Below are 23,189 nucleotides of genomic sequence, written 5' to 3'. Positions count from 1 at the left end.
TGCTATATATTCTCAAATAATAAAATATAGATTTGGGAATGTAATATAAATGGATGTTTATCCTGTTTGTTCTAATTATATAGAGGTATATTGAACAATATTAAACCAAATAAATAGCCATGTATCTCTTGAAAAGATGTAAAGTGCAGCAACACCACGCCGATAACCATGACGAAAATATGGATAAGGGAGGTAAGTGGCATGTGGTGGGTTTATCGAATGCCGATGAAAATGAAGTTAATAATCGCGCTGCAACCACTATTATTGGCGTTATGTTGGTTTGCTGGTTCAGGAATATGGACGCGCATCGAAACAGAACGACAGATGGAGAATATTGCCCAACTGACAGCCCTCGCGCGCAGTGCCGGAAATGTGGTGCATGAACTGCAAAAAGAGCGTGGAATGAGTGTCGGGTTTCTTGGGGCCGAAGGGAAGACGTTCAAAGATGAACTAAACGCACAACGGGCCTTAACCGATCGCGAGATCGAGGTATTTGTGGATTCGCTGTCCGATACCGCCTTACAGGCAGGGGATGTCACCACCTCTGTCGCCGCGTTTAAGAAAAATATTCTGTCACTGGCGACACTCCGGGAAAAGGTGACGCAATTGGGTCTGCCAGCCTCTGAGGTGGTTAAGTTTTATACCAACGTTATCGCTGATGTACTGAATTTTGTTGGCCGGTTAGGGACGTTGACGGATTCCGGCGAGATGGCGAATTCATTCGCAGCCTACTACAACCTGCTGAATTTGAAGGAACAAGCGGGTATTGAGCGGGCGCTGCTGGCAAATATCTTTTCCTCTGGCCATTTCGCCGACGGACAATTACATCAGCTTAGTGATGTGGTCAGTAAACAGAATGTCTGGCTGGCACAATCTTTGCGCCTGAGTCCACCTGAACAGGCCGCCATGCTCAAAAGTCGCTTACAATCCACCGACGCTACCCAAGCGCTTTCATTACGCGAAGCTGCGTTTAGTCATGCGGCGAATGGTGGATTTGACGTCGATCCTACCGTCTGGTTTAAAGTACAAACCCAGCGTATTGAAGTGATGCGACAGATTGAAAATGTGGCAGCGAATCTTCTGTGGGAAAGTGCGATAAAACTCGCGCAGGATGCACGTAAGAACTGGCAGATATATATGGCCGTGAGCCTGCTGGCGCTACTGGCATCATTGGCGTTCGCCGGGGCCATCGCACTCAATATGCACCGTCAGTTCAGCGACACGCTAAACAAGATTGCGGGTATGAACGGCGATCTGACTCAACGTCTGGCGACACCAGGGAAAGACGAGCTTTCTTCGCTCAATCGCGCCTATAACACGATGCTGGAAAATATTCAGCACATCGTGCAGGAGATTAAACAAGGCTCTCTGGTGCTGTACGATGCCAGCAGCAGTATTACGGCGGGAAATCAGGATCTGGCCCAGCGCACCGATGAACAGGCCGCATCGATTGTAGAAGCCGTGGCCAGTATGGAACAGCTCTCAACGACGATTACGCAAACGGCGGACAATGCCCGCGAAGCGGAGCTCCTGACAATAAGATTGGAAAAAGAGGTTCGCCAGGCCAGTAACGTCGCCAGCGCGGCAAATCAGAGCATGGGGGATATTCGCTCCTCCAGTGAGAAAATCTCAACTATCGTTACCTCAATTGATGATATTTCCTTTCAGACGAATTTGCTGGCGCTGAATGCGGCTGTTGAAGCGGCTCGCGCCGGAGAGATGGGAAGGGGGTTTGCGGTAGTAGCCAGTGAAGTGCGTAACCTTTCACAGCGCTGTGCTAAAGAAGCGAATCAGATCCGGGAGCTGGTGGCGCAGAATATGGTAAAAATCAGCGAGGGCGTTGAGCGGGTTACCACATCAGCTACCGCGCTAAAAGCGGCGGCGGATAATACCACCAGTATGAAGCAATATATCGGCGATATCGCCCGGGTAGCGACGGAACAATCGCAGGGTGTTTCCCAGATAAATCTGGCGCTGAGACCCATGGAGCAAGTTACACAGCAAAACGCGGCATTGGTTTCTCAGGCCGCGAATGACAGCCAGCGGCTGGATAATCTCTCAGTAACCATGAGGGATCTGGTTAATCGTTTTGTTGTCTGACATGACACCGCTATCCCGATCCGGCAAAGATGTCGGATCGGGAGGGCTCGTTACCTCAGGATGAGCCTTATTCTATTAACGTGGCGCCAGAACTACCCTTCGCCGGCCATACAACGTTACCGCAGACAAGTGAAAATCGACATTTGCTGTCCGTAACTTTCGGGATTTGAGTTCTTTCATGGTGATACCGCGAACATGACCCTCATCTATCAGACGCTTAATCTCCGCCGTGCTGAGTAAAAGCTGGCGCTTCAATATCGATAGCGCACTGATCTGAAAAGCACAGGTAAGCCTGATGCTGACGGCGAAGTGCTGGTCAATGTTGATGCTGGCCTGCCATTGTTCCTGAACACGAAAATCAGGCTTACCCGCAAGCTCAGCGTTGTTTCGGCTCAGAGTGGCTTTATCATGAGAATAATAGTGAACCGTACTGGCATCATTAGTGATAAACCGCTGGTACAGCTCTCGGTTAATTTTGCTGATGTGAAGCCGTGAGAACAGCGAGATATTCCACGTATATTCACAATGCATACATTTATAAATGCTCCAGATATCGAGCACTTTTTTTTGTGAATTGACCCTGAAGGACCCTGAAGGTGCAAACTCGCGTTTTACATTACATGCGGGACAGCGTTTGGTAATACGCTGGTACCCGGCAGGAGTGACAGTCCATGTGACTTTCATACCGTACCTTTTTTAACCCAAATAAATTCGGATCCGTATTGAACGAACCATCGTTTTTATATGAGAAAAATATTTGTCAGATATTTTTCAGTGGGTTAAGAAAAGATTTCTAACACGGTGACCCTGTCCGCCAGCCAATGAATTCCATGAGATTATCAGTGTGATAACAATTAAGTATATGAGTTGAATCAATATTTGTTAGGTTGCCGGGCTTTCGGTAGTCGTCTGTCGCTGGTAAAGTGAGCAGCAAATACCGAAATGTGGCCAGAAGGGAATGCCGTGTGAGCGGACGTATTGATTATCAGACTGAAAAGTACAGCTTTACAGAGGCTGCTGAAAGTTCTCGTCTTACCGGCCAATGGGCTGACGTCATTGCTGAATGTCGGGAAATGAAGGCCGGACCGGAAGAGCGTCTGCGTATTGCCTTACTGAACGTGGACTATGTGACCAGCTTTGAGCTGCCTTTTCGGTTGTTATTACTTCGCACCCCGCAATTGATTGCCAGCGTGCGTGACGCGCTACAGCTTAGCCAGAAAAACGTCATCTTTAATGGTAAACGCTTTGGGTGTGTATATACCCTGAAAGCGAGCCTTGACGGTATACCGGATGAATTTCAGTATCGCCTGTCGCATCGTATCCGGCGCATAGATCCAGAAGGGTTGACCGAAGCCCCTTACCAGCAGATCGCAAAAGCGGTGAAATCTCCACGGGAACGCCTGAAGATGGCGCTCGAATCAGGACTTGATGTCACGGCGTTGGACGGGCTTTTCTGGTTTGGCAGCCAGCGTATAGCAGCTGACGTACTGAGGTTGAGAAAATCAGGGATGCGGGTAGCGACGGGCCAGATATTGGTGTCTGATAATCTCACTGCAACAATGAGGCCAGTACCGTTTTATCGCCTGGCTCAGGGCTGAGCTAAAGAGATATTTTCCTCCAACATTCAATGAGATAGTTAATCGCATCCTGGGGAGGCAGCGCCCGGTCGATGTGGGACTGAATCATGGCATCGTTGCAGCAGATATGAAAGCATTCAGCCAGCTTTCGGCAATATCACGGGCAGAATTCAGCAATGGCTCGCCGGTTGTGGCAGGGCACCAGGCCTGATTGGCAACCTGACGACAAGCCAGGGGCGACAGTTTGGCCGGCAGCGTAAAAGGGGGATTCATTAATAACCGTTCTCGGCTTAATGGGAATTTATGGCATATGCTGGCAGAGGTATTTTGAAAAGCCAGATCATTTTCACACTTCAATTTTTAAAACTCGATCTGTTTCGGCGATTAATCAATGATTGCTGGAGTATATATCTATTTTATAAATACTTTAACGCATTCATAATTATTGTTGTGAAGAGTTATTTTTCAATGGAGAATAAGTTTCTGGAATAAATAATTTGATTTTCTGGAAAATGGTTTAACATTTAAAATATACATAAAACCCACTCTGAATTCTCTGCTTGATGTACATGGTGGGTAATTAATAATTGTCAAAAGATATTGTTTATGTTGTTTGTATTTATGGGGTGAAGTTTGCGGATTGAATAATCATCAGATTGGCAAAACTTAATCGGAGCTGGGCGCTAAATTGTTACTTAACCGAAATAATTAATAACGGGAATTAAGTGGCGCGATGGCAGGTTGTATACGCTTAAATCCTTTATGGGCAATGGATCCGGAAAGAAATATTTGTTCATTTTCTGAAATGGAAAATAGCAGTGACGGGCTTTAAGTGAAATTATTATTTACATTTGCATCGGGCGTGCAGACTTGTTAACGCCATCAACCGGCGTACGATTTTCATCGTAACCCTCTGTTTTATTCATCATTATTTATCGCTGTCAGGGCGGTGGAGTCGTTCTGTGGAAAGCCCCTTTGGCTTTCACTTCTTCTGCTGTCGTAGACACGTCAAATGAAGGAACATTGCATGTCCGGTTCGTACCAGGAAGAAATACCCAAAGCTCGTATTAACTTATATTTAGCCCTGCACACCGGTGGGGCCCAGAAAAAAACCGAGCTGCCGCTGAAACTGCTGACAGTTAGGGACTTCTGTCATGGCCGGGAAAATCGTCCGTTGTCTGAACGCGAAAAGGTAAACATTTCGAAGAGCAATTTCGACAGCGTAGGCGACGATCTGCAGGCGTCCCATCCGTTTCGCGATACCAAAGTCATTGTTGAAGACATTGAGGACAAGCCGGGTTTCTTCCGTGTGAAACGCTTTGCAATCCCTCATTTCCAGGTCGATGGCATGGACGTCAATCTGTCTGTGGCATCCCGGATGCCTAAAGCAAAAGCATAAGGCAGGACAAGGATGAAAATTTATCGTCCACTGTGGAACGAGGGGGCTTTGCTGTCCCCTCAGCAGTTCCAGCAGCAGGCTGAATGGGAATCTTTTCGCAGTGCCGGTGCATCAGCGCTAGCCACCCCGTTCCCTTGGGGCGTGGAAAAGATTGAGTTTAATGACAGTTTTCTTTCGTCCGGCCTGATCCAGATTACGCAGTTACGCCTCTGGCTGGAAGATGGTTCACTGATTGATGCGCAAAGGAGCGATCTGCTTCCCCCTCCTCGCGAGTTAGACCCGAATCTGTTGGCTGGTCTGGATGCGGTAACAGTCGTTATCGCACTCCCTCATTTGCAGCCCGGTGTTGTTAATGTTGAACAGGAAGGCATGGCCGCTGACCGTCCGCTTCGTTACCGGGAGGAATGGGTAACTATACCGGATGTTTTTGGTTCTGAAGAAGAATCCATGGCAGTTGCCCGGTTTAATTTCACCATCCGGTTTGCCCATGAAAGTAATGAGGCCTGGAAAGTCTGCCCGGTAGCAAGACTGCTCCGGGATGGACAAAATGCGTGGCGACAGGATCCGTCTTTTATTCCTCCAGTGGCGTCATTCGGAGCAAGTCCGGTTCTTCGCGAACGTCTGGTGCTGCTCAATCGCCAGTTACGCTCCCGACGCCAGCGTCTGATGACCATGCGTCGTGAAAGCAACGAAAGACTTGCCGATTTTGCTGTCGCGGATGTTTCCCTTTTCTGGTTGCTGAATGCACTGAATTCTCACGCCAGAGTGCTGACGGAATACGAACGTTTTCCTTGCCGTCCACCTGAACAGGTGTGGGCGGAGCTCGCTCGTCTGGCAGGCAGTATGCTGACCTTTTCCCTGGACCATGACCTTGACGCTATACCGGGGTATGACCATGAGGAACCAGCCAATGCGTTTCCCCCGCTGTTTGACCTGATAGCGGGGTTGCTGGAGGCAAGTCTGCCATCCCGGGTCATTGCACTGGAAATGTCCCGCCCGGACGGACAGACATGGAAGGCCAACCTTCACAATATTCGTCTGCGTGAAGAGGCTGACCTCTGGCTCTCTGTGCGCTCAGATATCCCGGCCTGGCAGGTTGCCGACAAATTCCCGGCACTCTGTCAGGCGGGGTCACCTGATGAGGTTAATACCATATATGGCGCCGCGCTCAGGGGGATTCCCTTGATTCCGGTGAGCAGGGTCCCGGCAGCATTGCCTGTACGTATGGAGAACCAGTACTTCGCGCTTGATATGGAAAGCTCCGCTGCGCATGAAATGCTGGAGCAGGGGGTGTGTATGTTCTATGTGCCTGAGTTACTTGGCGCTCTGGAACTTGAACTGTTTGCGGTATTGCGCTCATGAGACAGGATATTGATATCGACCAGCTGATGACGGAGACCTGGCTCACCGTCACCATGCTGAAGAACGGCGCTGTCACGCTTAATGGCTCTGCGCTTTACCACAAATGCGTTAAACAGGTTGAAAGTGTGCGGGAAGCGCTGGAGCGTGCCGGTTATGACGAGGCCAGTGTCGGGCATATTTCCTACGCACAATGCGCCCTGCTTGACGAGACGGTGATGAGCCGTAAGCCTGAAAAAAGCGAGGAAGGAGAGGCGACGAAAGTTGATGAAGGCCAGATAGCCTGGCGTAAAGCGCCGCTTCAGGCCCGATTTTTTGGATCACTTCGGGCAGGTGAAGCGCTATGGGATCGCATTGCAGAAGTCCTGCGTCAGCCCTCACCGAACCCGGCCGTTTTAACCTGTTATCACCGGGTTATTGCCCTGGGTTTTCAGGGGTTATACAGCCTGAAAGAGGTCAGCCAGTCGCAGCGTGATGAGGTAGTGAAAGCCCTTTCTGAACGTGTTTCTCCCCTTGATGCAGGTCTGTCACTGGTTGTTGACCTGATGGGGAAACATCGTTGGAGTCTGTTCCGTTCAGTCTGGTTCTGGATAGCGCTTGCCGTCATTCTTACCGGCGTTATCTGGTGGGGGGGCCATCTGTGGCTTCAGGCTCTGTTGTCAGCACAAATACCGGAGCTGCATGGCTAATGCGTAGAACAGTCATCATTCCGGTAGTTCTGCACACCCTGGTAGCCGTTGCCACGTTGCTGTGGTTGCTGTGGTGTTTCATCCCGACAGGCAACGTTTTTAACGGTCTGATCACTCTGCTGCTCCTCCTTCTGGCAGGCGGGTATGTTGTTAAAAACTGTCGGAGTGAAGAGCCTGCTTCTGACGTTACCCTCCCGGTTGCTGAACTGCCATTACTCGACACCCATGGCCCCGTTGTACTGGTGTGTGGTGACATGCTGGAAACGTTGTTTCAGGGAGGTCCTCTGCGTAAAACAGCCCAGGGATGGTGGCTACGGGCCGGTGACGTCAGCCGGTTAACTGACATTGTCCGCAGCATACAGAAGCAGTTCCCGCGCCAGGTTGGACAGCTCTCGGTGATGTACCGTTGCCTGCCAGACTATCATCAGGATGAAGCCGTTCTGCGTTCCGCACTGAAAACGCTCCGCCAGCAGTGTAAACAGATTAAATCCCTGACGGGATTCACACTGCCGGTTGTGTTGAGTGCCGAATTTTCCGGGCCTGAAACGCCGTGGATAATCGTTCGGGGTGATAAGCGGATTGTATGCCCGGTTAATGATTCGCCTCAGGCATTCATTGACTGGCAGCAGGCGGGAGACAATATCCTGGCGCTGCCAGCAGTCAGCCAGGCATTTTCCTTTATCCGTAATATGCTGGCCAATGAGCTGGAGAAACCTGACCGGTTAACACCACCTGTGCGCGTATTTTCCGTGGCTATGCGCCTCGGAGTAATCAATCCAGAGACTCAGTCTGTCTGGTCCGATTGGCTCTATTCCCGCACCTGCTTGCAGTTTTCACGGGAATCCCTGCAGCCACTTCATACCGGTTTGTTCCCGGATGCCGTTCTGCCACTTTTGGTACCGTTTACTTCGACAGTTCAGGGGGGCCAGCGTACCCGCCGTTTGGTTCTGTTGATGTGGCTGTGCGTTCTGACGGCTATGGGCATGTCCGCGCTTAATAATCGTAATCTTATTCGTCATGTCAGTGCCAATTTACAGCGCTGGAATGCTATTCCCATGAAACATTACCGTCCTAAAGCAGAATCACTGGCCGCACTGAAACAGGATGTGCTCCTGCTTGAGCGGTGGCAGCGTCAGGGAGAGCCTTTACGTTACAGCCTGGGCTATTATCCGGGGCAACGCCTGTGGCTGGCCTTGCAGCAGGCTATCGATACCTGGACTCCCCCACCTGCCCCTAAACCAAAACCGGTACCCAAAATTGTACGGCTCGACAGCATGTCGCTGTTTGATTCTGGCAAATCAGCACTTAAAGACGGCTCAACCAAAATACTCGTCAACGCACTGGTGGGGATCAAAGCCAGAACAGGCTGGCTCATTGTGGTTAGCGGCCACACAGACAATACCGGCAGCGTACAACTCAACCAGACCCTGTCTTTGCAACGAGCGGAGGCCGTCCGTAACTGGATGCGTGATACCGGGGATATACCGGAAAGTTGTTTTGCCGTGCAGGGTTACGGTGACAGCCGACCGATTGTATCAAACGACACGCCTGATGGCCGTGCGCACAACCGGCGTGTCGAGATCAGCCTGGTACCGCAGGCTGACGCCTGTCGTCTGCCAGATGCAAAACTCGCGCCACAGGATGTAAGTGACGTTTCAACTAAACAAATGGAGAAGTAAACATGGCAATCCCGGATTTTCTGCGGCTGAAAGACGATGGCGGCGCTGACATCAAGGAGCCTTCTTTTGAGAAGCATAACCACCTTGAGCAGATCGAGCTGTGCTACGAAAAAATCTCCTGGACCTACAAAGACGGCAACATCATTCATTCCGATTCCTGGAACGAACGTACCACGGCGTAAGCCCCTGGCGGACATATCCCTTCTGTCCGCCGTTTTGTATTGCTCTGCACAGTGCCTGTCAGGTGGACGCTTTGCAGAGCCGTCACACAATTTATCGGCATGAACCTTATGGGCATCGGTTGACGGTCAAGGGCGGTAGCGTGCCTGAACAAGAGGGAACGACATGGAACATTATTCAGCAGTCCTGCTACGACGACTTAACCCTTATTGCGCCAGAGCACTGGAGGGGGCGGCTTCTTTATGTCAGATCCGTGCGCATGCAGAAATCACGCCTGAGCACTGGTTGTTAAAGTTGCTGGATCAGGGGGAAGGTGACCTGCCGGTTCTGAGTCAACAGTTGTTAAGCCATATAGCGGCAAAACAAAAGCCCTCCTCATTACAACTGACCTGGGATGACGAAAAGGGCATTGTGCTGGCGTTTGATGAACGGGCAGAAGGAGATCCGTCATGAGCAGTTCCCTGATCAACAAGGCAAGTAGCGTGGTACCGCAGCTTTTAGGGCAGTCGCGGTACCGGGTTGAGGTGCATGAATGCAGCGAATTTCTGGATGTTCTGCACTACAGCGCGGTGGAATCCCTCAGTCAGCCATGGCGGTATGACGTGGCGGTCACCAGCTCCTCTGTGGATATTGCCTGCGGCGCGTTACTGCTGAAACCCGCGTCATTTACTTTCCAGACCCCGGTGTTTGACGGAACACCGGCGCTGCCGGTCAGGACGGTGTTTGGCGTGGTGGAATCCTTTCGCCGCGTGTCCACCTCGAATGATGAGACCCACTATGCGCTGACGATCGTTCCCCGTATCGCCCTACTGGAGTATACGAAAGGGAGCGAAATCTACCTCAGTCAATCAGTGATTGAGGTGGTCGAACAGGTACTGCGTAAACACGGTCTGGAAGGGCATGATTTTGAGTTCCGGCTCTCCCGCGAATATCCCTCCCGGGAGCTCATCACCCAGTGGCGGGAAACTGACCTGGAATTTATCCAGCGCCTGCTGGCGGAGGTGGGCATTTACTGGCGCTATGAAATGGACAGCCGTCTTGAGCAGGACGTGGTGATTTTTCAGGACAGCCAGCAGCAGTATGAATTTGGTGTCACCCTGCCATTGCGCAACCAGGCCGGGATGAGCGACAGCGGGCAGGAGAGCATCTGGGATATTCAGACCGCATATAAGGTGGTGAGCGGGAGTGTGGCCACCCGGGACTACAACTACCGTGAAGCGCTGAAACCTCAGGACAGTGCCGAAAGCATTTTCAGCAAGGAAGGGATCACCACCGGGGAAACATACCATTATGCGGAACCTTTCCTGACAGCCGATGACGCTGAAAGCACTGAGACCGGGGCATACTTCGCCCGCCTGCGTCATGAACGTATTCTGAACGCGCAGTCCCGCGTCAGCGGGCATTCCTCCAGCCCCCATCTGGTTCCGGGTCAGGTACTGGAAACGGACGGCACGTTACCCGATGCTGTCAGGGAAGGCATCGTCATCACCACAGTATGCACCAGCGGTTCACGCAAAAGCAGCTTTACGCTGACGTTTGAGGGTATCCCATACAGCGAAACCGTCTGCTGGCGTCCGGCACTGCTCAGTCGCCCGGTAATATCCGGCTCGCTTCCGGCCCGGGTGGAAAGCACACAGAAAGGTGATACGTACTCCTGGCTCGACGCACAGGGCCGCTACCGGGTGAAACTGGACTTTGACCGCAACAATACCGAACAGGGCTATGCGTATTTGTGGCTGCGGCTGGCGAAACCCTATGCCGGTGATACATACGGATTCCACTCACCGCTTCTCGACGGAACGGAAGTGGCTGTCGTATTTGACGGCGGAGACCCGGATCGTCCCTACATCGCTTATGCCCTGCATGACTCAGATCATCCGGATCATGTCACCAGCGATAATCATACGCGGAACGTGTGGCGCACGCCGGCGAACAATAAGCTGCGGATGGAAGATAAGCGCCAGGAAGAGCATATCAAGCTTGCGACGGAATATGGCAAAACGCAGCTGAACCTGGGGCACCTGGTCAACAGCCAGCGAGAAAAGCGCGGCGCCGGTTTTGAACTGCGAACGGATGAACATGGCGCAGTACGTGCGGCAAAAGGGCTGTTCCTGACGGCGGATGCCCAGGCCAAAGCGCAGGGCCCGGTGCTGGAAATGACCCCTGCCATTAACCAGATTCACCAGGCCAACAGCCAGATGCAGGCCCTGAACAGCGCCGCCGAAGCCGCCGGAGCCCTGGTCTGTGACATCAACACCCAGATTAATTTTGTGACCGACAAAATCAGGGACCTCCAGTCAGCGGTCCTGCTGGGTAGCGCTCCGCAGGGGGTGGCAATGGCCTCAGGTGAACACCTTCAGCTCAGCAGCATCGGCAATACCATGATCAATGCAGGCCAGCATCTTGATATCGGTGCGATGAAAAATTTGTCCGTGAGCGTTGAAAAAGCCCTCGGTCTGTTTGTGCATAAAGACGGGGCGAAGTTGGTTGCCAACCAGGGAGACATCGAGATTCAGGCGCAGCACAACACGATGGCCCTGTTTTCTGAAAAGCAGCTGACGGTGACCAGTAGTGAAGATGAAATAATTATCAGCACGCCGGAAACGCTGACGCTTAACGGTGGCGGGTCTTACCTGAGGCTGAGTAAGAACGGCATTGAGCACGGTTCATCAGGTGAGTTCATTATGAAGACGTCGAATTATATGGTACCGGGTACTGGCGCGAATCTTCCAAATGAAACCCCAAATTTCAGCCTGACGGATATTATCCAGGAAAATAAGATCAGCAGTAAGTCATTCAATGACTGATACAAAAATAGTGAACAGGGAACATAGACTATGAAATCAACGCTTAAAAATTTATTGCTTCTGTTAACTTTTGTTTTCGCAATATTTTTAAACTTCAGTTTTGGAGAAAATAACAGCCCGACACTCGATGCGAAAAGTCCAGAATTCGTTGTTAAAAAGTTTTACTCTGACTATCTCACCGCGTGGAACGACCCTGATGTGGAGAGTGGTGCAGAGAAAAGTCAGAAGGCAATTGATAGCTATACGACGCAACACCTTCAGCAACTTAACAGTGACAATGATACTGGGGCTGATTATTTTATCAACGCTCAGGAAATATGTCCTGACTGGGTTAATGAAATCGAGGTTAAAATATCTTCCGTGAGCAGTAATAAGGTTGCAGCTGAGTTAACGCTTGGACATGCTGATAGTGAATCAAAATATGATATCGGCCTTGTTCTCAAGAATGACAAATGGCTAATGAATTCGGTGAAGTTCATATCCAGAAAAACAGGCCATTGCAACAAGAGCTAACGGAGAGAGACAATGTTCAATCAAAACACTGCTCTGAGCACATTAAAATCAAATGCGGCGTTTATTGCTGCTATAAACAAAAAGAGTTTTGATAGCGGCAAAGATAAAAAACTGAGATATGGAAAGTCCAGATGTGCGCATTATGTAAAAGTGGCATTGATTTCTGGTGGGCTTTCGGCAAAAAATTCCGGAATTAACTCAGCAAAAGATTACGGGCCTTGGTTGGTTGAAAATAATTTTAGACCTGTTGAAGGTGTAACAACGGTAATTAGTGGTGGCGTTTATTCCATCTCAGGACAACAAGCCGGTGATGTTGCAATCATTCAGGCCGTGGGAAAGCATACCGATGGCCATATGACCATGTTCGATGGAGCCAAATGGGTATCTGACTTTGTGCAGGACCGTGGATTCTATCCTGCCCCAGCGTACAGGGAAAATAGTGTTGCATATAAACTTTATCGCTATGCTGGTGCAACGGCTGTAAATAAAAGTACAGCCTCTACTAAGGGGAAAATAAATATCGTTTGGCCTATCCCCTCTAACAACCGTGGAACTGAATTTCGTAGTCAGGAAGATATCCTTTCGCATCTGGGTGGGGAGTCAACCGGACAATACGCAATTGGCCGTAGTGGGATGTGGCATGGCGGTATTCATATAACACATACCACGACACCGTGGTGTGCTCTCAGTGGCAAGGCACCTTTGGAGGCATTCGATTTCCCGGTTGCTTTCAAAGGCGAGCAGGCTGTACGTTGCATGGCTGACGGCGAAGTAGTTGCTTATCGGATCTGCAAGGACTATCTGACGCTTGCTTGGGAATCCGGCCCACTGAGTTTTTCCGGCTCATTTGTGCTGGTAAAACACTACATTCAACCGGGTGATAAAGAATCCAGCGGGCTGCATTTCTACACCCTGTATATGCATCTTGCGCCGTATTCAGCTTATGAAGCTGAAGCAGAAAATCAGTGGCTCATTCAGGATACTCTAAGAGCATATTCTGAAATGGACTGGCTGACGGCGAAACTGACTTCAGATACAACTTCACCACAAATTGCCGGGCACATGCCTAAAGGGGCAAGAGTGGAGTGGGACCCAGCAGACAGCAATCTTAATGCCACAGGAAATAACAAGCGAAAATATGGCCTTGTGATACTAAAAGGATTACCAGAAGAAACCAGCAGTACCCTCACACCTGGTCATCGCTATTGGGTTGTTGTGGATAACAACAATATTAAGCCAGCGCCGGGGGCCGCTCCAGGCTGGTGGCGGCATTTGCTTCCTCCCGCAAAGGAAGTCATGGTATTCGATAAAACAGTGAGTCTCAGTTCTCCATTTGCTATTAAGGCCGGTGACCCGATTGGCCACATGGGCTACTATCAGGCACCAAAAGACGGTGGTTATGAGGCACGATACCAGGTACATATCGAATGCACGAGCATGGATGATAATCTGGAGAACTTCCTGACCAACCCAGAAAAAGTGGGGGAGAAAAACCCGCTCTGGTTGAAGTATTCTCCTGGTCTTGCTCTTTTCACAAAAGATGTTGCGAAGGGCACTTTCGCAAAGGGGGCGACGTCAACAACGCGGACAGGAATTCTACCGTTGAGTCAGGTCACAACAGAAACTGATAACTCAACAAAGCAAGAATACTGGCAGCTGCGGCCGGAAAATGCCTATGTGCCCAAAGGACAGGCGGAGCCTCAACTTCTGTCACAGTATGATCTGGCGAAGCTAGGTTTTAGAACTGAAACCTCAGAGCCTACCAGTTTTGATTACCTGGATGGAAAAAACCAGCCTGTTGGATTCTTCCGCAGCCTTATCAACTCGCTCTATGAGGCTGCGACCGATGATACGCGAACCAGTCATGCCTTGGTTAAGCATAATTATCAACGCCTGCTGGATAAAATTGACAGCGGAAGTGAACGCTATTCGCCAATGGAATACTGGAGAGCACTTCACAACCCTGATTATCGTGACGTCATTCAGAAAACTATTGTAAAACATCCCAGCGACTGGTACTTCAAAAAAGACGATGCTATCTGGCAACCATTCCTGAATCCGCTGAAAAAAGACGCTCCGGAGTGGAAGAAATACAGCGAAGATTTTCTTGATCAAATGGTATGGATGCAGGATTTGTCCACTGAGAAGCTCGGGCCTTCATTATGGCATATGCATCCAATAATGTTTTTGGGGATGATGAAGCTCAATAACAAAATTAGATACATATATACTGATTATAAACTTACACTACAAGAAACGTTGAAGAAGCAACTGACAGTGTTAAATATGTATGGAAATGACCCAATATCACCCGCGTCAAGAGAACGTGTTGTGGGGGAATATATCAACCCAGAGAAATATGAAGATAAAGAGGGGGGTGGTATATTTCAGTTCTTGGTGATCAAAGGCTACATGGGAGTTCCAGAGGAACAATTAAAGGCTTTTTTAAGTGGTAAAGGAACACTATCTGGCCAAGAGAAGATATTTATCGAAGCGGCTAAGAAATACGATATAAATGAATGTTATCTCGCTGCTCACGCGGTAGTTGAAACAGGAAACGGTAGTCCAAGAGGAATGGGGGGAGGACGAACGTTCAATTATAAAAATCAAGGCGAGAGGAAAGTATACAATATGTACGGGATTGGGGCCGTTGACAACAATGCTACATTGGGCGGACTCGGCACAGCTTACTATAAAGGATGGTTTACCCCTGAACTTGCCATTGATGGTGGTGCTCAATATATATCTGCAAATTTTGTTAACAGTACAAAACATAAATTCCAAAACACTCTTTACAAGATGAAATGGAATCCTGAAGCCCCAGCCAGTCATGAATACGCATCGTCTGTCAACTGGGCAAATGAAATATCTAAAAACATCCGAAAAATTTGTGGCCATGACCTTTCGGCAATATCTTCCGATATAGTGTTTGATATCCCTAGATACAAGGAGTGATTGTGAAAACCTACCTACCATTTTTTATTTTAACATGTTCAATGATCACAGGCGCACACGGAGCTTGCCTTGACAATTTAGCATCTAAAAATATCTTAATAAATTCACCTCCAAAAGAAATGATTGTAAACACACAGAATCGCTTGTATTTCTATTCTGCTCCAGAAGAAGACTGCAAAATTAAAGATTTGTTTGTTGTGAATAGTGATCATTTGCTTGCATATCATGAAAGTCAAAACTTCACATATGTAAGTTATTTAAGTGACAAAAATAAAATAACAAGCGGGTGGGTTCATTCAAATGGCGTGAGTACAGTAGCACCTCAAAATAACACACAAGATGTTATAAATATAAATGATTTTCTAGTAACCTATAAAAGCAAATCGCCTATTTTATTAGGTTTCTCATCTAAAAAAATTAATAGCTGGGCACAGAAAAGCAGACTGGAATTGTCTGACCCATCATTGGCTGGAATTGATGAAAACAACTGGACAGTATCATTCGATGGAGGATATGTCGGACTTAACGAAGTTGATAAGTCCATAGAAGGTAGGATCGATAATGATAGCGAGACCTATTTAGCTATCTTTAACATATCTGGCGCGGGGTTCGAAACATATCGTGGTATCTCAATTGGCAGCAGTTGGAATGATATGTTAGATAAATATGGCAAAGGCAAGGGGATTGTTGACGGACAATCATGTTTATCTTACCCTTACTTTTGGATGAAATTAACTTTTTGCAAAAAAGACGATTCAGTTAGCATGATAGAAATGTCTGATGTCCCACCTAAATAATGGTTCTGAGAAATGAGTCTGTATCTGGAGGGCTTTGCGATGACTACCATTATTTCGACAATGAACTGATTTTTGATGATCCAGTTTTAAAGGGACCAAATAATGAAGCATCTCAATTTAAATTTGTTTTTGTCATTGTTGCTATTTGCAGGGAATTCAATCGCTTCAACTAATTGCAAAGCAGACAATAGTTATTATTCTTACAATCCCTCTCAAGAACCAGTACCCAAAGAAGCTACATCAAAGGGAGGAGTTTATTTTTATTCTTTACCCAATAGCGATTGTAAGACGAGCATATTCATCATCAATAATGATAAAGTGCTTAAGTATAGAGAAAACAAAGAATATAGTTTCGTAAACTTTGTTAATAAAAATGGCGCAGTCGTTGATGGATGGGTAAAGAACGAAGAAATTGCCCCTGGTGATGAACAGAATAATGAGTTAACCTACGATGATTTTGCATGGACAGAAAATGGCCAAAAAACCGTTCTTTTAGGAAAGGCCACACCTGAATTAAATAAGTGGGCTAAAGAGTCTGGTATAAAATTTCCTGATCCCGACAATCACAGTTTTAATAATGGGTTCGAATCCTGGACTTTAACAATTAAAAACGAAATTGTGACAATATCTCAGGCCAATGAGATAATAGCGAAAAGATTAGGTTTTGATGATACATATGTGTCAGCGATCACATTTATTGATAATAAATACAAAACCACACGAGGCATTAAAGTCGGCGACAGCTGGAATATGGTAACTTCAAAATATGGAATGAGTAGTCATAAGGATACTGAGGACGGTTGCAGATTTTATCAGTACTTTGATATGAAGCTAAGCTTCTGCCTTGATTCATCGAATATTGTACAGTCTATTTCGTTTGAAAACTACCCGAAAAAACCATAGCAGTTATTGCTGATTCAGCATACATAGACATGGATGATTCATACTTGGTTCAAGGTAGAGCCTTAATAAAAATACATACTTCAAAGCGATAAAAGGACTTTTAATGAAGGAATGCATAATTCTGAAGTTTATCTTCCTAATCTCAATTTATTTATATTCCAGTGTTGCATTTGCGAACGACGTTTGCGGAAATTATGGAAGAGAATCTGAAGCATCGCAAACTTACATTAATCCGGATAACAATTCTTTTGAAGTGATATCCACAAAGCGGCTTCATTTCTTTAGCTCCCCGAATAAACCTGCAAAATAAAAGACCTTTTCTTGGTGCCAGGAGATATTATATCCGGGCATACAGAATACAACGGCTATGTTTCTGCTTCTTATGCAAAAAATGAGTCATGGTCAGTCACTGGATGGCTTGACAAATCACAACTAAAACACATCGACATAAAAAGCAATCACCCTATAAAAATCATTGTGAATTAGTTTCTGATTTAGCGGCGACTCAGGCTTTTAGCGGAGGGCTCAAAACACCAAGCAATGCATTCGCAACAGCGGTTAAGACAAAGGTTATGCTCTATAATGCGCCTGACCGAAACTGCCCAAAAGAAAGCACTTTTATTATTAAAGGTGACAATGTATATGCCCTCAAAAAATATGCGGATTTCATTTTGGCACAGTATGTGACAACTTCGGGAAAAGATGTATTCGGCTGGATTCCCCAATCAGAACTAAAAGAATTCAATCCAACCACCACACTTCATAATAGCACTCAAATTAATATTATTGACTTTATCGTCATAAAAAATAAGAAATGGATTGGGATTGGTTCTTTCTATAGCAATAAACTTTCTGGCATAGATGAAGACGAAACAGGTTCTTCTTATATAGGAGACTTCCCTAATGGTGTCGGAGGGTTATATAAATACACAATGCATAATTATAAAGATATAAGTTTGGTTTCCTCAAATGCCAATTATGATAAGAGACAATATACAATTGATGATGATTATATAATCTCGGCAATTAACATAGAAACGCCAGCGTATTCTACGCTACGCGGAATAAAAGTTGGCGACCCTGCTGATAAAGTGTTTAAAGCCTATACTGCGAATCAGGCACAAATAACACCTGAAAAAATCAGTTACACGCTAGGTGATATGTATCTGGATTTCACACTAAAAGCTAACAAAGTAGCATCAATTAACATGGGGATACCTATCCCTGGAGAGGAATAAAATGCTCCAGATTATCCGTAAAGGCGATAAAACTACCCACGGTGGTTCAGTACTGACCGCCTCAGAAACGATGAAATTTGGCGGTATCGGCGTTGCCCGCAAAGGCGACAAAGTGTCCTGCCCGGTTCCGGGACATGGCCCTACAACCATCGTAGAAGGAAACCCTGATTACCTTGATCATGGTATCCCGGTTGCCTTTCACGGCCACAAATGTGCCTGTGGTTGCACATTGATTAGTTCATTTGCCGCAGCAAAGGTTGCCTGATTATGCCCGTCTGGCTGGATGCCATCCCTGAAAAGGCTCCTAAGATAGCGCGTCCCAGCACCGGCCGTTGGCTGCTTTTTCTCGCGTTTGTCATGCTGGCGGGCATAGCACTCACGCTATGGTGCTGGACGTCAGAGCGAAGCGGCTTTGTCTTCTGGTTCACCGCTCTGGCTCTTCCATTTTGCACCTGGGGGCTTATTTTCGGTTTACGCCGGTTTGCCTATAAAGCAGAACAGGTTGGTGCTGAATCACGCAATGCCGCGCGGGAAGCACTCATCGACAGCGAAATTCTGCGCGGTCAGCGCTGCGCCTGGATCCTCGGCACATATATTCAGAGTCCGGCCGGAAACAAAACCGGCGACCTGCTGGAGGTAATGAAGGTCGCTGCTCCCGCTATCGATTTCTCACACCCAAGAGGATGCGACAAACCGGTCAGATACGCGGCATTAACAGAATATCAGACGGATTTATCGAAAGCGCTGACGGCAGCGGTTACCAAGCTGACCACGCGTGTAGATGTAATCGTTCAGCCACTTCCTTCAGAGCTGCCATACTGGCTGATGCTGGACTGTGACAGTGACCTGTATCCCCTGGTTGAAGAGCAGCTAAAAGCCGAGCTCTTACTCAAAACAGGTAGGATATTTCGCCTGCTGGCTGGAAAAGGTCTGGGTGCGTTTGATGTCTGGCTGGACAAGCGATGGGACAACCCGGGCATTCTGGTTGCTATCACGCTGTCCTTACCGCCTTCTCCCCGGGAAGAAGACGCTGATGCCGTCTCGATGGTGGTATTGAGCAACCGCAAAACTCACGCCTGGCCGGATGCGCTCCGCCTTCATCGCCCCGAAAAGGGAGCAGAAACAACGCTCACAAAGTCACTCACCCGGGCGCTGCTCTGGGCAAATACCAGGCCCGACGAACTTAAAGGAAGCTGGATCTCCGGCCCCACGTTGACGAAAGGCAGCAGCTGGAATAATGCCTGCGAAGAGAGCGGAGTTGAATTTAGCCTTTCAGAAGACAACTTCAGTATCGACCCTGTGCTGGGTTACTCCGGCCATGCGGCTCCATGGATTGCTATCACGCTCGCCGATGCAGTCTTTGAACAACGAGGGGTGCAGGTTATCGCCGCACAACCCGCCGCTGACAAAGATGACATCTGGATCGCCGTCATCACCAAAGAAGAAGTTCGCAAGGAATCGCCCAGGAATGTCTAAGGTAAAAGTAAAAACTCTCATTGGTTCTGTTGTAACTGTCGCCTTTTTTCTGACGGTCATCGTGGCATTTCTGTTTTATGCCTTTCCGGAACGCGTGGCTTCGGCCACCGGCTTCGGACTCTATGACCGCCAACGCATACTCACATTATGCGCCATACTGGTTGCTGCGTTGTTTTTACTCGGCTGGCTGACTGAGAAGGCTTTCGACCACGCGGGTAAATCCGGGTTGTATTTCCAGTGGGGGCAGAAAAAAGCGGAGTGTGTCTCTCCGGTGATGAATGCCATTGCCAGCGAAGACGACGACGAAGAACCTGTCTTCAGCGAAGAAGCGGTGTCTGAGCATCTGCGGTTTCGCTATGGACGTCGCTGGCAACATAAGGTGCGACTCCTGCTGGTGATGGGTAATCCGGACGACGTCCAAAAAGCGGCCCCGGGCCTGTGTCATGACCTATGGCAGGAAGGCGACGGCAACGTGCTGATTTATGGTGGTGACGCGCAGTCACTTCCGGATGAGATCTTCCTTTCAAAACTGAAGCGCCTGCGATCCAGGCAACCGATTGATGGCATCATTCAGGTAATAAGTACCTCAGCCCTCCCTACGGATAGTGAACGGGATGCCTTCTTGCGTTGCCGCCAGAAAGCCGACCATCAGCTTGGCTGGCAGGCGCCTGTCTGGCTGTGGCTGACTGACAACGCTACCGGTGCTCAGCAGGGCGAGGAAACGGCGGCGACAGGGGTTATCTTCGGGCCGGAATGCACCGTAAAAAGCGCGGGTGAAGGGTTTTCTACACTGGCGCTACACCTGCAAAAAGTGGGTATGGCAAAGATACTGAATAATCCGGCTGATTTCGGTCTGCTTCAGTTGTCCCTCCGACTACGGCAGGAGCTGAAAGACAGTCTGGCTGTTTTGCTCAGCGGGCTAATGCAGGGATCCGCGGCCTGGCGTTTACGCGGTGTTATGTTCAGCCCAGAACTGGCTGTTGCCGGAACGATACCAAACACACGCCTCGACACACCGACCTGGAAAGCCATCATTGATGACTGTGATGCCGTCAGCGGCAGGAAGCTGGGCTTCGACTGGCTGAAGATACTGCGGTTAATTCTGCTTTCCCTGATTGTTCTGTGGGGGGCCGGTACACTGCTGTCCCTGATCGTTAACCGTACCCAAATTTATCAGGCGCAGGAAACCGCGAGGCAGGCAGCAGATACCGCAAAACCACTGGCTGTACGCCTGCACAACCAGCTCGTACTACAGCAAGCCATTGCCCGTCTGCAACATCGTGAGGCGACCGGCGCTCCATGGTACACACGATTTGGTCTTAACCAGGACGGCGACACGCTGGCCGCACTCTGGCCGCTGTATGCGAAAAATAACGCACAGCTGATGAGGGATGCCACAGCAGATAGTCTCAGGCAGCAGTTGAATGCCTTTGTGCAACTTCCTCCTGCCAGTGATGCCCGTACACAGGGTACACAGTATACCTACGACGTGCTCAAAAGTTATCTGATGATGGCTCGTCCGGACAAAGCGGACGCAGAATGGCTGGCAAAAAACGTGCTGAAAGCCTTACCGAAACGCCAGAATGTGCCGGATGGCACGTGGCAGGCGCTGGCCCCGAAACTGCTGAGCTTCTATGCGCAGAACCTCCCGGCACACCCGGAATGGAAAATTAAGCCTGATGCTGAACTAATCAGCACGGTCCGTCAGATCCTGCTCAAGCAAATAGGCCAGCGGAACGCTGAGTCCGGGTTATATCAGGAGATGCTTAAGCGTGTGGCCAGCAACTGGCCTGATTTAACGCTTGCCGATATGACCGGCGATACTGATGCCTCAACGGTATTCCGCACTGACGAAGTCGTCCCGGGAATGTTTACGCGTCAGGCCTGGGAAGAGCAGGTACAGGATGCGATTAACGAAGTCGTCAAAGCCCGCCGCGATGAAATTGACTGGGTGCTGACGGAGAAGACACATCAGACAGGGAGTGATATCTCCCCGGAGGCATTGAAGGCCCGCCTGACTGAACGCTACTTTACCGATTTTGGTAATGCCTGGCTGAAAATGGTCAACAGCATTCAGTGGCAGGAAGCTGCGTCACTGTCTGAGGCGATTGCCCAGCTCAGTCTCATTGGTGATGTCCGTCAGTCCCCGCTGGTTGCCCTGATGAACACGCTAAACTTCCAGGGGAAAACGGGGCAGAAGGGGGAGCTACTTGCCGACTCGATAGTGGACTCAGCGAAGAAGCTGATCGGTCAGAAAAAAAAAGCAAAACAGTTTATAGAGCAAGCTCAGGGTCCTAAAGGACCGCTCGATGGGGTGTTTGGGCCACTTATGGGGGTGATGGAAGGTAAAGAAGGTACCGGTAGAAACGGTAATCTCAGTTTCCAGTCCTGGCTGGCCCGCGTAACTCAGGTGCGGCTCAAGCTTCAGCAGGTCACCAGCGCCCCGGATCCGCAGGCCATGTCTCAGATGCTGGCTCAGACCATATTCCAGGGCAAAGCCATCGATCTGACCGATACCCGCGACTACGGCAGTCTGGTTGCGGCGAGTCTGGGGCAGGAGTGGAATGGATTTGGTCAGTCGTTGTTTGTACAACCGCTTGATCTGGCCTGGCGGCAGGTACTTGTCCCGGCTGCGGGTAGCCTCAATGCCCGTTGGCAGGCAACCATTGTCGATCAGTGGAATAAGGCCTTTGCGGGACGGTACCCGTTTAAAGCCACTGGCAGCGATGCCTCCCTGCCATTACTGGCTCAGTTCCTGCGTAGCGGCTCGGGTCGAATCACTGCCTTTCTGAAAACGAATCTTGGCGGGATCCTCCACCAGGAGGGGAATCGCTGGGTCATTGACCCTTCCGCAAGTCAGGGGATGGTTATCAGTCCGGATTTTCTCCGGGCGATTAATCAGTTGGCTGAGCTGTCTGATATCGTGTTTTCTCAGGGCGATGCCGGTGTTAACTTCGAACTGATGGCGCGTCCTTCACGGGATGTTGCCAGGGTGCAACTGACCCTCGATGAGCAGCATCTGGATTACTTCAATCAGATGGAAAGTTGGCAGAGTTTTATCTGGCCGGGGAATACTTACTATCCAGGTGTCTCGCTCAGCTGGCGTAGTGTAAACAGTGGCATGCAACTCTACGCCAGTAATCAGGGTAACTGGGGCTTCATTCGCCTGTTGAACAAAGCCCGGATCACACCTCTCGATGCCAGCCGTACACAACTGGTGTGGATCACTGCCGATGGCAATCCTCTGAAGTTTGTGATGCGCAGCGAGCTCGGCAATGGCCCTCTTGCATTACTGAAGCTACAGGGATTCACGCTGCCCGATACTATCTTCAGTGTCGCCGCTGGTGCAGAAGAGCGCCAGTAACGATGGGCGGGCAAACTTATCCCCGTGGTAGTTTATGACCTTTCGGCAGTGGCAGGCATGGCTCTGTGACTGGCTGAAGCATAATCTCGCGCCAAAGGAAGGATTCCTTTGTCCCATGATTATGTAACGTTTCCCACCGCATATCGTTTATAT

The 23,189-nt window shown here is 49.1% G+C and carries 16 protein-coding genes and 4 pseudogenes; 18 read left to right on the top strand and 2 right to left on the bottom strand.

Annotation, left to right across the window (positions count from 1 at the left end; all coding sequences use genetic code 11):
• Positions 1 to 201 precede the first annotated feature (201 nt).
• Entirely contained in the window at positions 202 to 2,100 is a 1,899-nt protein-coding gene (locus tag OOJ59_RS10600) for a methyl-accepting chemotaxis protein (RefSeq protein WP_160956458.1), read from the top strand.
• Positions 2,101 to 2,175: 75 nt separating this feature from the next.
• Here OOJ59_RS10600 and OOJ59_RS10595 read toward each other — a convergent pair whose 3' ends face one another.
• A complete protein-coding gene (locus tag OOJ59_RS10595) occupies positions 2,176 to 2,784 on the bottom strand; it encodes a DUF1062 domain-containing protein (RefSeq protein ID WP_160956457.1) in 609 nt (202 codons plus the stop codon).
• A gap of 281 nt (positions 2,785 to 3,065) precedes the next feature.
• Here OOJ59_RS10595 and OOJ59_RS10590 point away from each other — a divergent pair, with 281 nt between their 5' ends.
• Positions 3,066 to 3,698, top strand: a complete 633-nt coding sequence (locus OOJ59_RS10590; protein ID WP_085047793.1) for a DNA-binding protein — start codon at positions 3,066 to 3,068, stop codon at positions 3,696 to 3,698.
• 84 nt (positions 3,699 to 3,782) lie between these two features.
• Here the strand turns inward: OOJ59_RS10590 and OOJ59_RS10585 are convergent, their stop codons facing one another.
• Entirely contained in the window at positions 3,783 to 3,950 is a 168-nt protein-coding gene (locus OOJ59_RS10585) for a hypothetical protein (protein WP_160956456.1), read from the bottom strand.
• Between the two features lie 754 nt (positions 3,951 to 4,704).
• On the opposite strand from OOJ59_RS10585, the pseudogene OOJ59_RS28205 reads away from it, so the two are divergent.
• The 16 genes and pseudogenes from OOJ59_RS28205 to OOJ59_RS10510 form a co-directional block, all read left to right on the top strand.
• Positions 4,705 to 4,902: pseudogene (locus tag OOJ59_RS28205) on the top strand (type VI secretion system contractile sheath small subunit); the annotation flags it as partial.
• Positions 4,903 to 5,076: pseudogene (locus OOJ59_RS28200) on the top strand (type VI secretion system contractile sheath large subunit); the annotation flags it as partial.
• A 12-nt stretch (positions 5,077 to 5,088) separates the two neighbouring features.
• Positions 5,089 to 6,438: a type VI secretion system baseplate subunit TssK gene (gene tssK, locus OOJ59_RS10575; RefSeq protein ID WP_160956322.1), complete on the top strand. Its 1,350-nt coding sequence runs from the start codon at positions 5,089 to 5,091 to the stop codon at positions 6,436 to 6,438.
• A complete protein-coding gene (gene tssL, locus OOJ59_RS10570) occupies positions 6,435 to 7,124 on the top strand; it encodes a type VI secretion system protein TssL, short form (RefSeq protein WP_160956323.1) in 690 nt (229 codons plus the stop codon). Before tssK ends, tssL begins: the two co-directional genes overlap by 4 nt.
• On the top strand, positions 7,124 to 8,803 hold the full coding sequence (locus OOJ59_RS10565; RefSeq protein WP_160956324.1) for an OmpA family protein: 1,680 nt from the start codon (positions 7,124 to 7,126) through the stop codon (positions 8,801 to 8,803). Before tssL ends, OOJ59_RS10565 begins: the two co-directional genes overlap by 1 nt.
• 47 nt (positions 8,804 to 8,850) lie before the next feature.
• Positions 8,851 to 8,985, top strand: a pseudogene (locus OOJ59_RS10560) (type VI secretion system tube protein Hcp); the annotation flags it as partial.
• A gap of 163 nt (positions 8,986 to 9,148) precedes the next feature.
• Positions 9,149 to 9,322: pseudogene (locus OOJ59_RS10555) on the top strand (Clp protease N-terminal domain-containing protein); the annotation flags it as partial.
• Between the two features lie 110 nt (positions 9,323 to 9,432).
• Complete coding sequence (locus tag OOJ59_RS10550; RefSeq protein ID WP_160956326.1) at positions 9,433 to 11,790, top strand: type VI secretion system Vgr family protein; 2,358 nt, start codon at positions 9,433 to 9,435, stop codon at positions 11,788 to 11,790.
• Positions 11,791 to 11,820: 30 nt separating this feature from the next.
• Entirely contained in the window at positions 11,821 to 12,303 is a 483-nt protein-coding gene (locus OOJ59_RS10545; protein WP_160956327.1) for a DUF3828 domain-containing protein, read from the top strand.
• Positions 12,304 to 12,315: 12 nt separating this feature from the next.
• Positions 12,316 to 15,258 carry an N-acetylglucosaminidase gene (locus tag OOJ59_RS10540; RefSeq protein WP_160956328.1) on the top strand — a complete coding sequence of 981 codons (2,943 nt, stop codon included), beginning with the start codon at positions 12,316 to 12,318 and terminating at the stop codon, positions 15,256 to 15,258.
• A gap of 2 nt (positions 15,259 to 15,260) precedes the next feature.
• Complete coding sequence (locus OOJ59_RS10535; protein ID WP_160955522.1) at positions 15,261 to 16,055, top strand: hypothetical protein; 795 nt, start codon at positions 15,261 to 15,263, stop codon at positions 16,053 to 16,055.
• Positions 16,056 to 16,157: 102 nt separating this feature from the next.
• Entirely contained in the window at positions 16,158 to 16,958 is an 801-nt protein-coding gene (locus OOJ59_RS10530; protein WP_160955521.1) for a hypothetical protein, read from the top strand.
• 572 nt (positions 16,959 to 17,530) lie between these two features.
• The gene (locus OOJ59_RS10525; RefSeq protein ID WP_087857294.1) at positions 17,531 to 18,196 is read left to right on the top strand and encodes a hypothetical protein; all 666 of its coding nucleotides are present in this window, start codon (positions 17,531 to 17,533) and stop codon (positions 18,194 to 18,196) included.
• 1 nt (position 18,197) lies between these two features.
• Entirely contained in the window at positions 18,198 to 18,461 is a 264-nt protein-coding gene (locus tag OOJ59_RS10520) for a PAAR domain-containing protein (protein WP_032418592.1), read from the top strand.
• Positions 18,462 to 18,463: 2 nt separating this feature from the next.
• Positions 18,464 to 19,672, top strand: coding sequence for a hypothetical protein (locus OOJ59_RS10515; RefSeq protein WP_087857295.1), 1,209 nt, complete (start codon positions 18,464 to 18,466; stop codon positions 19,670 to 19,672).
• Entirely contained in the window at positions 19,665 to 23,036 is a 3,372-nt protein-coding gene (locus OOJ59_RS10510) for an ImcF-related family protein (protein WP_160955520.1), read from the top strand. Before OOJ59_RS10515 ends, OOJ59_RS10510 begins: the two co-directional genes overlap by 8 nt.
• Positions 23,037 to 23,189 lie beyond the last annotated feature (153 nt).

The sequence above is a fragment of the Citrobacter sp. W9 genome (genome assembly GCF_026719375.1).
Classification (GTDB): Bacteria; Pseudomonadota; Gammaproteobacteria; order Enterobacterales; family Enterobacteriaceae; genus Citrobacter; species Citrobacter werkmanii.
Note: the sequence above shows the minus strand (reverse complement) of the source record. Positions and strands in the feature narration are given on the sequence as shown.